The sequence below is a fragment of the Pseudactinotalea suaedae genome (assembly GCF_009733815.1).
Taxonomy (GTDB): domain Bacteria; phylum Actinomycetota; class Actinomycetes; order Actinomycetales; family Beutenbergiaceae; genus Pseudactinotalea; species Pseudactinotalea suaedae.
Genome location: NZ_WNXY01000001.1, coordinates 535532 through 548354, shown reverse-complemented (window position 1 = coordinate 548354; position 12823 = coordinate 535532). Strand labels below are relative to the sequence as shown.

General features: G+C 72.1%; 12 protein-coding genes. 8 read left to right on the top strand and 4 right to left on the bottom strand.

Features of this window, described 5'->3' with window-relative positions:
• Together treY and GPA04_RS02535 are read left to right on the top strand one after the other, a co-directional pair.
• Nucleotides 1-2463, top strand: coding sequence for a malto-oligosyltrehalose synthase (gene treY, locus GPA04_RS02540; RefSeq protein ID WP_156221988.1), 2463 nt, complete (start codon nt 1-3; stop codon nt 2461-2463).
• 10 nt (nt 2464-2473) lie between these two features.
• Nucleotides 2474-3325, top strand: coding sequence for a phosphotransferase family protein (locus GPA04_RS02535; protein WP_156221986.1), 852 nt, complete (start codon nt 2474-2476; stop codon nt 3323-3325).
• A 109-nt stretch (nt 3326-3434) separates the two neighbouring features.
• Here GPA04_RS02535 and GPA04_RS02530 read toward each other — a convergent pair whose 3' ends face one another.
• Entirely contained in the window at nt 3435-4061 is a 627-nt protein-coding gene (locus GPA04_RS02530; protein ID WP_241680540.1) for a hemerythrin domain-containing protein, read from the bottom strand.
• 74 nt (nt 4062-4135) lie between these two features.
• Here GPA04_RS02530 and GPA04_RS02525 point away from each other — a divergent pair, with 74 nt between their 5' ends.
• Both GPA04_RS02525 and GPA04_RS02520 read left to right on the top strand, forming a co-directional pair.
• The gene (locus GPA04_RS02525) at nt 4136-4621 is read left to right on the top strand and encodes a GNAT family acetyltransferase (protein WP_156221982.1); all 486 of its coding nucleotides are present in this window, start codon (nt 4136-4138) and stop codon (nt 4619-4621) included.
• 103 nt (nt 4622-4724) lie between these two features.
• The gene (locus GPA04_RS02520; protein ID WP_156221980.1) at nt 4725-6530 is read left to right on the top strand and encodes an HNH endonuclease signature motif containing protein; all 1806 of its coding nucleotides are present in this window, start codon (nt 4725-4727) and stop codon (nt 6528-6530) included.
• Between the two features lie 220 nt (nt 6531-6750).
• On the opposite strand, the gene GPA04_RS02515 is transcribed toward GPA04_RS02520, so the two are convergent.
• Nucleotides 6751-7752, bottom strand: coding sequence for a phosphotransferase enzyme family protein (locus GPA04_RS02515; RefSeq protein WP_156221978.1), 1002 nt, complete (start codon nt 7750-7752; stop codon nt 6751-6753).
• Between the two features lie 38 nt (nt 7753-7790).
• Here GPA04_RS02515 and treZ point away from each other — a divergent pair, with 38 nt between their 5' ends.
• Nucleotides 7791-9548 carry a malto-oligosyltrehalose trehalohydrolase gene (gene treZ / locus GPA04_RS02510; RefSeq protein ID WP_156221976.1) on the top strand — a complete coding sequence of 586 codons (1758 nt, stop codon included), beginning with the start codon at nt 7791-7793 and terminating at the stop codon, nt 9546-9548.
• 3 nt (nt 9549-9551) lie between these two features.
• Here treZ and GPA04_RS02505 read toward each other — a convergent pair whose 3' ends face one another.
• Entirely contained in the window at nt 9552-10655 is a 1104-nt protein-coding gene (locus GPA04_RS02505) for a DNA glycosylase AlkZ-like family protein (RefSeq protein ID WP_156221974.1), read from the bottom strand.
• Nucleotides 10652-11206, bottom strand: coding sequence for a DUF1697 domain-containing protein (locus GPA04_RS02500; protein WP_156221972.1), 555 nt, complete (start codon nt 11204-11206; stop codon nt 10652-10654). The genes GPA04_RS02505 and GPA04_RS02500 overlap by 4 nt, the downstream gene beginning before the upstream one ends.
• A gap of 36 nt (nt 11207-11242) precedes the next feature.
• Between GPA04_RS02500 and GPA04_RS02495 the strand changes: the two genes are divergently transcribed.
• From GPA04_RS02495 to GPA04_RS02485, 3 genes are read left to right on the top strand one after another with little or no spacing between them, the layout of a single operon-like run.
• Nucleotides 11243-11680 carry an HIT family protein gene (locus GPA04_RS02495; RefSeq protein ID WP_156221970.1) on the top strand — a complete coding sequence of 146 codons (438 nt, stop codon included), beginning with the start codon at nt 11243-11245 and terminating at the stop codon, nt 11678-11680.
• Complete coding sequence (locus tag GPA04_RS02490; RefSeq protein WP_156221968.1) at nt 11677-11844, top strand: hypothetical protein; 168 nt, start codon at nt 11677-11679, stop codon at nt 11842-11844. Before GPA04_RS02495 ends, GPA04_RS02490 begins: the two co-directional genes overlap by 4 nt.
• Complete coding sequence (locus GPA04_RS02485; RefSeq protein WP_156221966.1) at nt 11844-12776, top strand: GNAT family N-acetyltransferase; 933 nt, start codon at nt 11844-11846, stop codon at nt 12774-12776. Before GPA04_RS02490 ends, GPA04_RS02485 begins: the two co-directional genes overlap by 1 nt.
• Nucleotides 12777-12823: the final 47 nt, after the last annotated feature.

Genomic DNA, 12823 nt, shown 5'->3' with positions numbered 1-12823 from the left:
GTGGCGGACCGACGCAACCCCGTCTCGACGTACCGGCTGCAGCTCGGGCCGGACCTCAGCTTCGACGACGCGCGCGAGCGGCTGCCGTACCTCGAGGCGCTGGGCGTCACGGACCTGTACCTGTCCCCCATCCTGGCTGCGGCGCCCGGGTCGACGCACGGCTACGACGTCGTCGACCACGACCGGATCAGCGAGGTCATGGGCGGGCGCGCCGGGCTCGAGCGGCTGGTGGCCGACGCCCGGGAGCACGGCATGGGGATCGTCCTTGACATCGTCCCCAACCACATGGCTGCGCCCACGCCCGCCTACCTGAACCGGGCGCTGTGGTCGGTGCTCGCCGACGGACCGGACTCGCCCCACGCGAGCTGGTTCGACGTCGACCTGGCCGTCGGTCCGGTGCTGATGCCGGTCCTGGGACGGCGGATCGGTGCGGTGCTCGCCGACGGCGAGCTGACGCTGGAGCCGGCGCCCGCCGAGGTGCCCGAGGGTGGCTCGGGGTACGTGCTGCGCTACTTCGACCACATGCTGCCCGTGCGGGCGGGCACCGAGCACCTCCCGATCGCCGAGCTGGTGGACCGGCAGCACTACCGGCTGGCGTACTGGAAGGTCGCCGACGAGGAGCTCAACTACCGGCGCTTCTTCGACGTCGGGACGCTCGTCGCGATCCGGGTGGAGCGGCGCGAGGTCTTCGACGCGACCCACCGCTTGGTCGTCGAGCTCGTGGAGCAGGGACTGGTCGACGGGCTGCGGGTCGATCACCCGGACGGGCTCGCCGACCCGCGGGGGTACTTCCGCTGGCTCGACGAAGCCACGGGCGGCGCGTGGACGGTCGCCGAGAAGATCCTCGAGCCCGACGAGACGCTGCCCGGCGACTGGCCCACGGCCGGGACCACCGGCTACGACACGGCGTGGCGCATCGGGCAGGTCCAGATCGACCCTGCCGGTGCCGCCGAGCTCGCCGGGGTGATGACCACGATCAGCGGCGACGCGTTCGGGGGCCTGGACGCCGTCGTCGAGCAGTCCAAGCGGGAGATCGCCACGGGCTCGCTCGCCGCGGAGGTGGAGCGGCTCAGCCACGTGATCGCCGACGAGTGCCGCGCGGACGTGCGGCTGCGCGACCACACGCTGACGGCGATCCGGGAGTGCGTGCGCGAGCTCGTGGTGGCGTGCGACCGCTACCGGGCCTACGTGGTGCCGGGTGAGCCGGCGCCGGCGCAGAGCGTCGGGCTGGTGACCGAGATGGCCGAGCACGCGCGCGTCCACCTCGACGCCGAGCGTGGCGAGACGCTCGACCTCGTGGTCGACCTCGTGCTGGGGCGCGAGGCCGGCAGCGCGGGTCGCCGGTTGCAGCCGCGGCGCGACGAGATCATCGTGCGCTTCCAGCAGGTGTGCGGCGCGGTGATGGCCAAGGGCGTCGAAGACACCGCGTTCTACCGGTGGACGCACCTGACCAGCCTGTGCGAGGTGGGCGGTGCACCGCAGAAGTTCGCGATCGCCCCGGACGACCTGCACGCGTTCGCGCACTCGCTGCAGCTGAGCCACCCGGCCACGATGACGAACTCCTCCACGCACGACAGCAAGCGCGGCGAGGACGTCCGTGCCCGGATCGGCGTGCTGTCGCAGCTGGGGTCGGCCTGGCGTGAGCAGGTCACCGCGCTGCGTTCGGTCACCGAGTCCTACCGGCCCGAGCTGGACGGGCGGACCGAGAACCTGCTCTGGCAGACGCTGGCCGGGACCTGGACGAGCGACGGACCGCTCGCTGCGGACCGGTTGTCCGGCTATCTCGTCAAGGCGAGCCGCGAGGCGAAGGGCTGGACCACGTGGACCGCGCCCGACGAGGCCCGTGAGGAGGCGCTGACGGCGTTCGTGTCCGCGCTGCTGCTCGACGAGGCTGTCGCCGAGCTGATGACCACCTGGGTGCGACGCACAGCCGAACCGGTGCGGACGGCGATCCTGGTCACGAAGGCGCTGCAGCTCACGATGCCCGGGGTCGCGGACCTCTACCAGGGCACCGAGACGACGAGGATCGGCCTCGTCGACCCGGACAACCGCGGCCCGGTCGACGTCGCTCCGTTGGCGGAGGCGCTCGCACGGCTCGACGCCGGGCAGCGGCCCGCCGATCTCGGCGAGGAGAAGCTGCGGCTGGTCGCCGCGCTGCTGCGCCTGCGGCGCTCGGTCCCCGAGGCGTTCGTGGGCGCTCGCGCCGGCTACGCGGCGCTGCCGACGACCACGGGGCACGCCGTCGCGTTCATGCGCACGCTCGACGACGCTCCCCGCGTCTGCACGGTCGTCACCCGGCTGCCGGTCGCCCTGGCAGCATCCGGTGGTTGGGCCTCCCACGCCGTGGTGCTGCCCGAGGGGCGCTGGCGCGACGTGGTGAGCGGTCACGAGCACGACGGCGGCAACGTGATGCTCAGCGACCTGCTCTCCGACTCCCCCGTCGCCGTCCTCGAGGCGTTGTAGGGCTGAGCTCGTGCCCGGGGTGCTCGAGTGGGTCCGACAGCGGTTCCCCGAGCACTCGTGGGATACCGCCGAGCTGGCCCATGGCGCCTTTCACGACATCGTTCTCGGCGATGACGTGGTGGCGAGGGTCGTGGCGGACGGTGCACCCGTCGAGGCGGAGACCGAGCACGCGTCATGGCAGGTGTGGCAGCACCTCGGTCTACCGGTGACGGTGCCAGCGCTGCTGAGCGAGGTGCGCTCCGGCGAGGGGCGGAGCGGCTACCTGGTCAGCCGGTTGCCTGGGCAACCCGCCACGGAGGTCCCGTGGTCGGCAGCACGCGGAGTCGTCGCCGACGTCCTGGCAGCGTTGCGCGACGTGGACGTCTCTCGGATCCGGCTACCCGCCGCACGCACGTGGTGCGGCGGCGCCACGTTTCCCGAGATCGTCCGCGAGGAACTCGTCCCCCGGCTGGCGCGGCACGACGACGCCGGAGTCGCCTCGGTCGCTGTTCGCATCGTTGAGGCGATGGTGGCGCTTCCGGTTGATGGTGCCGCGGTCCTGGTCCATGGCGACCTGGGTCCGCACAACCTGCTCTGGACGGCCCGCTCAGCCGGTCCTGGCCGCGTGACCGGTCTCATCGACGTCGACCACTCATGCCTGGACGATCAGGTGATCGATCTGGCCCCGTTGGTGGGGTTCTACGGGGCGGCCGCTGTGCGTGAGATCGCACCTGCCGCTGCGGTCGCGCGTGCTGTGACCTACCGGGGCACCCTTGCGCTGCAGGTGGCTGCGGCGGCGCACCTGCGTGGCTCCGAGCAGCTCCGTGACCACGCCCTGGGCAACTTTGCTCGCAGGGTTCGAGCGGGGACGGTGGACGCGTAAGGATCCCTTCCGGAGGCACGCGCGTCGCCGTCGCCTGATGCCCTGAGCCCTGACGGAGCGAGGCTGTGCTCCAGTCGGCTCAGGCCCGGGTGGGGCGAGAAGCCGCGGCTCAGTCCACGCCGTGCTCGAGGGCCTGTCGGTTTGCCTGGTACTGCTTCTGGCCGATCAGTCGCCAGGCCAGCCGACCGGGCAACGGCATATGGGTGCGCAGCCAGGTGGCACCGCCGTCGGGCTGGGCGGCCAGGATCATGCCGAGGAAGGGGAAGGCCTGGCCCTTCGGCACGGACCTGCGACCGTGCTCGCCGGCAGCGTCCATCTCCTTCTGGGTCATCGCCTCCGCCAGCGCGGGCACGACGGTCTTCTCCTCGTCCGGGAGGTGCACGGCCAGGCACTGGTTGATGCTCGACAAGGCCCGGAGGATCGGCTCGGCGTCCGCGCCGCGCCCGCTCGCACGCCAGGGCGGAAGAGCCGAGTCGAGGTCGTTGAGGAAGATCAGCATCTCGGCGTGCTGCTCCTTCATCCGCTCGACGTGGAGCGCGCACGCAGGCAGGCGCTGGGTGACGGGCTCCCACATGGACCCGTCCTCGTACTCGTGATGGCTGTGGAGGCCGGCCGAGAGGCTGTTGAGGTGGGCGGCGACAACGCTCGCGTGGGCGGCGTCGCCGTCACGCACTCCCGCCACGAGCGTGCCGGCCTCGCCGAACCCGGCCTTGAAGGTGCGGTGGATATCGATCATTCCGCTGACGTCGCAGGGCATCGCGCCCCTCCTCTGAGCTGGAGAGCCCCCGGTGGAGGAAGCGTAGGGCCGCGATGGATCGCGCGGAGTCGAATCGGGTGCGACACACTCGACGTGTGGAGACCCGGCAGCTACGAGCAGACGAGGCGGATCTGGCGGTGGCGCTGTGGACGCGATGCGGTCTCGTGCGCCCGTGGAATGAACCGCGTGGTGACGTGGCGCGCGCTCTGGACGGCGATGCCTCCACGATCCTCGCGGGGGTCGACGGCGGTGCGCTCGTGGGGACCGTGATGGTCGGGCACGACGGGCACCGGGGGTGGCTGTACTACCTCGCGGTCACGCCCGACCGACGGGGCGAGGGTCTGGGCAGAGCTCTCGTGAGGGCCGCCGAGGAGTGGCTGAGAGAGCGTGGAGCACCGAAGATCCAGCTGATGGTGCGGGACGGGAACGAGGCAGCGATCGGCTTCTACGAGTCGTTGGGCTACTCGAACCAGGGCGTCGTCGTCCTGGGGAGATTCCTCGATCCCGAGCTGGAAGCCCGACGGCGGGCGGGCGCCTGATTATCTCGCCGATCTGCTGGTCGCGTGGCACCTACCAGGCCTGTATCCGCATGATTCCGGGTCTGACGGGGGTGTTGTCGGTGGTCGGTGATCTACTTTCAGTATGGATGTTCTGCCTCTGGGTCTGACCGGTGACGGGGCGCTACGCGCTGCCGTCGCGGCCGGTCGTGAGGTGACCCGGATGGAAGGTGTCCAGCTCGATCACCTGGCCCAGTACCTGGGTGAGGTCGCCGATGCCTGGGAGCCGCCGGTGTGGTTGCGACCCGGCGCGGAGCAGGCGATCCAGCTCGGCGGGTCCGGGACGCCGCTGGTGCCGGAATTCGCGGTCTGTGAGATCGCGGCCGCGTTGGGATTGACCCAGCCCGCAGCGACCCTGTTGTGCGCCGATGTGCTGGACCTGGCCTACCGGTTGCGGCGGGTGGCCGTCTCGGTCCGCTCGGGCGTGCTGTCCATGGGACGGGCCAGGGTGATCGCCCGCCGCACCCGCGACCTCACCGCGGCGCAGGCCGAACTGGTGCAGGAACGGCTGCTCCGACCACGGCAGAGTGGGCGGGGGCCGGAGCCGATGGCGGCGCTGGTGCCGATGAGCCGGCTCCGAACCGTGATCGACCAGGCCGTGGCCACCGTGCGGGGTCCGGACAGTGAGGCCGAGGCCCAACGCCGGGTCGCGGAATCCCTGTACGTGCAGGTCACCCACGAGGCGCCGGGCGCGACCGACCTGGCCGCCCGCCTCACGACCGCTGACGCGGCCCGGCTGGACCGGCGTCTGAATGAGGTCGCCGGCTGGCTGACCCAGGTCGGTGACACCCGCCCCAAGCCGGTGCTCCGCGCGGTCGCGCTGGCGTTGCTGGCCGACCCCGCACTCCTGCAAGCCCTCTCCGACCTACGCACCCACCAGCCGCCCCACCCCGACCCCACCCAGCCCGCACCGCTCTGGACGGCAGATCCCGACACCGTGATGGCGGGCGCAGATCGCCCTGGTCAGGACCCACCCATGAGTGCCGCTTCCGCGGGAGCGGCCGCCGCGGTCGCCACCGCCAGAGCGCCAGCAGCGCCGGCCTCGATTGCACCGACCGCGGCGGCATCGAACCCAGCGCCACCGACCGCGGTGGGACAGGATCAGGGTGCGGCGGGTATCGCTGGCCTGCCCACGGGCGTGCTGGAGAAGTTTGCGAAGCTGACCTCCACGGTGCTGTACGTGCACCTGGACCGCGGATCAGGGACCTGGTGCGAGGAGAACGCCGGTGTCCTGACCAAGGAACAGGCCCGCCAGATCGTGGGCCACGCCAACGTGACTGTCCGCCCGGTGCTGGACCTGGCCGAGGAGCTCACCTACACCGGCTACGTCGCCCCACCCCGGCTGAAGGAACAGCTCGCACTGCTGAACGCCGGCTACTGCACCTTCCCGCACTGCCACCGCCGCGCCCGCGCCGGCGACGTCGACCACCAGCTCCCCGCCGCCAGCAACGGCGCCACCCGCTCCAGCAACACCCACCGGCTGTGCCGCAAGCACCACCGCGCCAAAGACCAAGGCCGCTGGCGCGTCGTCGAACCCGCACCAGGCCTGTGGATCTGGGCCTCACCCGCCGGCGCCATCTACCTCGTCAGCAACGGCATCACCCGAACACTCAACGGCATCTTCACAGCCCGAGGCCTCGACGCATCCAGCCCCGCGTGCGCGGACGACACTCGCACCCGCACACCCGCTGACCAGTCCAGCACCGCGAACCGTGACCGGTCCAGCACTGCACGCGACGACCGTTCGAGCACCGACCCGCCGGCCGCACCCGACGGCGACATCAGAACCGGCGTCAAGAACTGGTCACCGAGCTGGGACCCCTGGCACGACACCGACCCGCTCACCGAGTCCGAGCACGAGTACACCTACGGCCTCATCAACACCGGCTGACTCGCTGCGCCTGAACCACCAGCCCCGGCGTGCACTCCTCCGCTCATCCCTGTTGCCCCCGCCACGCGCTGCTGCGCTGAGCCGCTGCTGCACTGCTGCTGCGCTCCTACGCCAATCCGCTGCATCTCCGATCCACCGCGCTGATCAAACCTTCGCTTCGCGGCTTGCCGAACCCACGCGCAGCGCCGGGCAGAGTCGCCCGCGGAGTCTCACGACGCACCTACGTCCCGAGGTGCTCCAGCATCAGGAGCGCAGCGTCGTGGCGAGCGCGCCCGTAGCGCTGCAGGCTCATCTCGGCGTGCTCCGACCGGACCACCGCAGGAGCGACGAGGGGTTCGGCGAGCGGATAGGTGGACGCCAGCGTGTACGCGCATCCCAAGGCCACCACCGCGTCGAGATCCTCGTCGCGGACTGCTGGATATGCCTCTCGGTAGGCGTCAAGCAGCAGAGGTAGGGACTCGATCCAGGAGTCGTCGGCGACGACCGTCCGCGGATCGCAGGCGATGCGAGCGATCTCCCACGCCAGGTACGCAGGACGCGGAGGCTGGAAGTCGATGATCGCCGCGACGTCGTCGCCGCGCAGCAGCACGTTCGGCGCCGCCAGATCGCCGTGGACCACCTGCACGGTCAGCTCGGGCAGTCGCTCGAGCAGGGCGCCGACCTCGGGGAGCAGGCCGCGCCGCACCGTCGCAGCCTCGAGCGCCCACTCCTGGTACGGATCCGCGGTGCCGCCGCGGCGGTACGCCGCGATCAGCCGGTCGTAGGCTCCAGCGGCCGCCGCGAGGTCGACGAACGCCGAGGCCGGACGCAGCGCCGGCGCCCCGACCGGATGCAAAGCGAGCCGGCGGTGCAGCAGCCCGACCTCACGGCCGACCGACTTCCACCGCTGCCCCACGAGTCCGCCCTCGGCCGTCACGGCGTCGTCGACGAGCTCCCACAAGGACAGCGCGACCCCGGCCGCCCGCGCGACGACCTCACCACCCCCGGTCAGGTGCACCGCCGGGACCCGCGAACCCCCGGCGCGAGCGAAGCTCGACAGCGCGATCGCGCCCTCCGCCGCCTCGATGTCCGCGCCAGCCCGGTAGACCTTGGCGAACCACCGCTCTCCGGCGTCGCTCGACACCACGAAGTTGTCGGACGCCGTGCCGGCGTCCACGCGGCTCAGCGCGACGACGTGGAGCGGGTAGCAGGCCTCGATCGCCCGCATCACCCCCTCATCCATGCGTTTGGTCTCCTCCCGAGTGGGTACCGTCGAGCACGATGAGCACTCTCCCGATCCGCGTCTGGGCGCCCAGCGCAACGTCCGTCGAGATCACCGTCGATGACACCGCCACCCCGCTGACCGCCGTCGACGGCTGGTGGGAGCACACCCCCGGCCTTCCTGCCGGCACCGACTACGCGTTCGTCGTCGACGGCGAAGGACCCTACCCGGATCCCCGCAGCGCGCACCAGCCTCACGGTGTGGACGGGCCCTCTCGCACCTTCGACCCCGCCGTCCATGCATGGCAGGACACCGACTGGGCGGGCGTCGAGGTGCACGGTGCCCTCATCTACGAGCTCCACATCGGCACCTTCACCCCCGAGGGCACCCTCGACGCCGCGATCGAGCGGCTCGACCACCTCGCCGAGCTCGGCGTCGACATCGTCCAACTGATGCCCGTGGCGGCCTTCCCGGGGAACCGTGGCTGGGGTTACGACGGCGTCGATCTCTACGCCGTCCACGACGCCTACGGCGGCCCCGCCGCCCTGCAGCGATTCGTCGACGCCGCCCACGCCCGCGACCTGGGCGTCTGCCTCGACGTGGTCTACAACCACCTCGGCCCCACCGGCAACTACCTCGGCGTCTTCGGGCCCTACTTCACCGAGGCCCACCACACCCCGTGGGGCGCCGCCGTCAACCTCGACCAGCCCGGCTCCGAGCACGTGCGTGCCTTCATCATCGAGAACGCGCTGCGGTGGTTCCGCGACTTCCACCTCGACGCGCTCCGTCTCGACGCCGTGCACGAGCTCCGCGACGACTCCCCCACCCACGTGCTCGCCGAGCTCTCCCGGGCGACGGCGGAGCTCGCCGAGCGTCTCGGTCGCCCCTTGGGCCTCATCGCGGAGTCGGATCTCAACGACGTCACCATGGTCACGCCGGTCTCGCAGGGTGGTCTGGGCATGACGGCTCAGTGGGACGACGACGTCCACCACGCCATCCACGCCTACCTCACCGGCGAGCAGCACGGCTACTACACCGACTTCGGCTCGCTCGAGACTCTCGTGTCCGCGCTGCAGCAGGTGTTCGTCCACAACGGCACCTTCTCCTCCTTCCGCGGCAAGGTCTGGGGCGCGCCGGTGCCTGACGACGTCGACCGCCACCACTTCGTCGTCTCGACCTCGACCCACGACCAGGTGGGCAACCGCGGTCTGGGCGACCGCCCGCCCGAGCGGATCACGCCCGGGCAGGCCGCGATCGGCGCGGCCCTGCTGCTGACCACCCCGTTCACGCCCATGCTCTTCATGGGTGAGGAGTGGGCCGCGCGGACGCCCTTCCAGTTCTTCACCGACTTCGACGACCCCGAGCTGGCCGAGGCCGTCCGGGAGGGCCGCGCCCGCGAGTTCGGCGAGCACGGGTGGGACGCGATCTACGGCCCCGATGCCACCGGCCCCGACCCGCAGGCCGAGTCGACCTTCACGGACAGCCGCCTCGACTGGGACGAGCAGGCACGACCGGAGCAGGCGCGCCATCTCGCATGGGTGAAGGCGCTCGCGGCGCTGCGCCGGCTGCGGCCCGAGCTCCGCGACGGCTCCGCCGCCAGCCTGCGCATCACGGCCGACACCGAGGCCGGCTGGCTCGTGCTGCACCGCGGTGACGTCGACGTCGTCGTCAACGGCGCCGACCACCCCCAGCAGGTCGCGCTCCCGGAGCCCGGCGAACGCGTGGTGCTCGCCTCCTGGGAGCCCCGCGGCGAGCAGGTCGACGACGGCCCGCTGTCGCTCGCGGCGCACGACGTCCTCGTGCTGGCGCGGCGCTGATCCTCAGCGCAGGCTGAGCTCGCTGCCGCAAGCGCGCCCGAGCTGCCGCACCGCGTCCTCCAGCGCTGCCCTCGGGACGGCTCCGGCCTCGTCGAACCACTCCACCGCGACCAGCTGACCGGCCCGCCGCCAGGTGCCGACCACGAACCCGCCTCGCAGCACCGTGGCCCGGCCGCTGGAGAGCAACGCACGCCGCTGCGGGGCGACGATCCGGGGGTCGGCCGTGCCCGGACCGAGCACCCACGGGTCATGGCCGGGCAGCAGGCTGATCGCCGAGGTCGGCGCGGCGGCCCGGATGTCGTCCAGGGTGCTCGAGAGCACGAATATCTCGACGCCGTCCACGTCGACCTCGGTGACCTCGGCTGCGAGATCCTCGAGCCACCCCGTCAGCCGGCGTCTCGGTGCGCTGAGCCCCTCGCCGAGCCAGTACTGCAGGTTCGCCGCCGTCGCCGGGCCGTAGGCCCGCAGGTACAAGCGCACTGCCTCCCGCCCGGCGTCGTCCACGTCGAGCGATCCCGGCCAGCGCGGGTCGTCGCGCAGCAGCCGGAACGTCGACACGCCCTCGCGCGGCGGTCCGAACGCGATGTCGCCCCACCAGTGCAGCGGCTTGTAGAGGCTGTCGGAACCGCTGCCGCTGGCAGCGGTGTCGGCGAGGTGCGCCAACGACGCCGACCGGCTCAGGTGAGCCGCGATCTCCGCGCGGGTGGCCGGCCCGTCCGCCAGCCGCTCGCGGACCGCCGAGCGCAGCGGCTCCCAGTCCTCGATCTCGTGGCCGATCTGCCTCTGCCACCGCCGCGTCTCCCACACGCGGCTCGCGGTCCGCACCGCCAGCAGCACCGCCGCGACCGCCGGGGTGAACACGTAGGACCCGCCGCGGAAGGCGTAGCTCTGCACCAGCTCGCCGGCCTCGAGTGCACGGCCGACAGCTCCCCGGTCCGGCTCCGCCTGCCGGATCGCGAACGCCAGCTCCGCCACCTCGGGCGGCCAGGCCCGCGTCGCGACCACGCGCTCGGCGATCCCCACGACCCCGGTGGCAGCGGCGCCGCCGAGCGCGTGCTGTGCCGCCCGCCAGCCCAGCGCCGCACCAGCGTCGAGCTCCACCGTCATCCGCGCAGCCGAGCTTGCAGCGCGAGCACGGTCCGCCAGTTGCGCGCCGTCGCGTCCCGCTGCCCTGCGGCGCGTGACCGGCCGAGCTTCTCGGCGAGCGTGCTGCGCCCCATCCCGTTCGGCAGGTGCAGGTACAGCACGCGTCCCACCACCGTCAGGTCGTCGGTCGAACCCGTCTCCCGGACGGCGTCCCGTATCTCCTGCGCGGCTCGCACCTCCTCCGGCGTGAACGCGCGCGGGGCGATCACGGCGTGGAGCTTGGTGCCGTCGGTCTCGTCCGGGTACGGGTTGTCGAGGACGAGCCGGTCCCACTCCGCGTCGGTCAGCACGATCACGGTGGTGGTCACCCCGCACCGCTCGGTGACCGCCTCCTGGATCTCGTGCGCGAGCGCCTCCGGGTCCCCCGCAGTGGTGAACGTCGCGTTGCCGGACTGCACGTAGGTCGCGACGTCGTCGTAACCGAGCCCCTCCAGCGAGGCGCGCAGATCCGCCATCGCGACGCGCACCCCACCCACGTTGATCCCCCGCAGCAGCGCGACGTACCTCGGCATCTCCTCATCGTCGCACCCGATGGCTACCGTGGCCCTATGACCACGTTGTTCACCCGCATCATCGACGGCGAGATCCCCGGCAGGTTCGTCTGGTCCGACGACGTGTGCGTCGCCTTCCTGACGATCGGCCCGCTCCAGCTCGGGCACGCGATGGTGGTGCCGCGCGCGGAGGTCGACCAATGGGTCGACCTCGAGCCCGACGTCGCTGCTCACCTGTTCGAGGTCGCCCGCCTCATCGGGGTGGCTCAGCGGGAGGAGTTCGACGCGGAGCGGATCGGCCTGCTGATCGAGGGGTACGAGATCCCGCACGCCCACGTGCACGTGTGGCCCAGCCGCAGCGCAGCCGACTTCGACGTGGCTCAGGTGATGACCGACGTCCCCGACGCCGACATGGACGACGCCGCGGTCCGGCTCCGAGACCGGTTGCGCGCCCACGGCCACACCCACGTCCCGGAGAACGGAGACCGACCATGAGCGTGTCCATGACCACCGAGGAGCGCGAGGCGATCGCCGCCCGCTACCTGGGGGCCGAGGCCATCTCCGCCCACGCGGCCGGGCCCGGGCTCCAGGACGACGCCCTGATCACGCTGCGCGTCGAGCGCTCGCGCACGATCGACCTCGGCAAGGCACCCGCCTGATGCCGCTGGCGTGGCGCGCGCTGGCCCGACACGACGCCCCCGCGCTCACCGCCCTGGTCAACGCGGCGGTCGCCGCCGACGGCACCGGCAGGCCCGTGCCGGAGACCTCGGTCGCCGAGCGGCTCGACGCGCCGCGGTTCGACCCTGCGACCGACAGCGTGGGCGTGTGGGACGAGGGCGAGCTCGTGGCGGCCGGAACCACCTGGGTCTCGGAGCAGCCGGTCGAGGGACGAGCGCTCGTCGGGTTCAGCGGCGACGTCCACCCCCAGCATCGAGGACGTGGCATCGGCCGCGACCTGCTGACGTGGCTGGAACACCGCGGCACCGCGCTGGCGCAGGAACGGCTGCCCGGCCTCCCGGTACGGCTCCGCACCGCCGGTGGCACCCCGGGCTCGGCCACGCAGAGGCTGCTGGAGCTGACCGGCTACGCGCCCGACAACGCCTTCATCACGATGGAGGTCGACCTCCCGGCGTGGCAGGACCCGGGCGAGCAGACGGCCGCGGTCCCCCTCGACGCCGACCTCCAGGTGGCCACGCGCGACGCGCACAACGACGCGTTCCGCGACCATCGCAACGCCAGCCCTATCGCGGAGGACGCCTGGGCCCAGTGGATGTCCTCCTCGACGTCGCGGCACGACATCGGCAGGGTCGTCACCGACGAGCACGGCACCGTCCTGGCGTACGCCCTGGTCAGCGAGCCGCAGCCGGGCGTCGCCCACATCGAGCTGCTCGGCACACGCCGGCAGGCGCGTGGACGCGGCCTCGCACGCGCGGTGCTGATGGGCACGCTCCGCGCGGCGCGCGAGGCGAGCTTCGCCGTCGTCGAGCTCGAGGTGGACTCGACCAGTCCGACAGGGGCGGACCGGCTCTACGCCTCGGTCGGGTTCGCACCGGTGCGGACGATCTCCCGGTACGTCCGCGACGTCGCGTAACAGGTTCGAGACATCGCCTCACTACGCTTCCCCGAGACCAGCACACC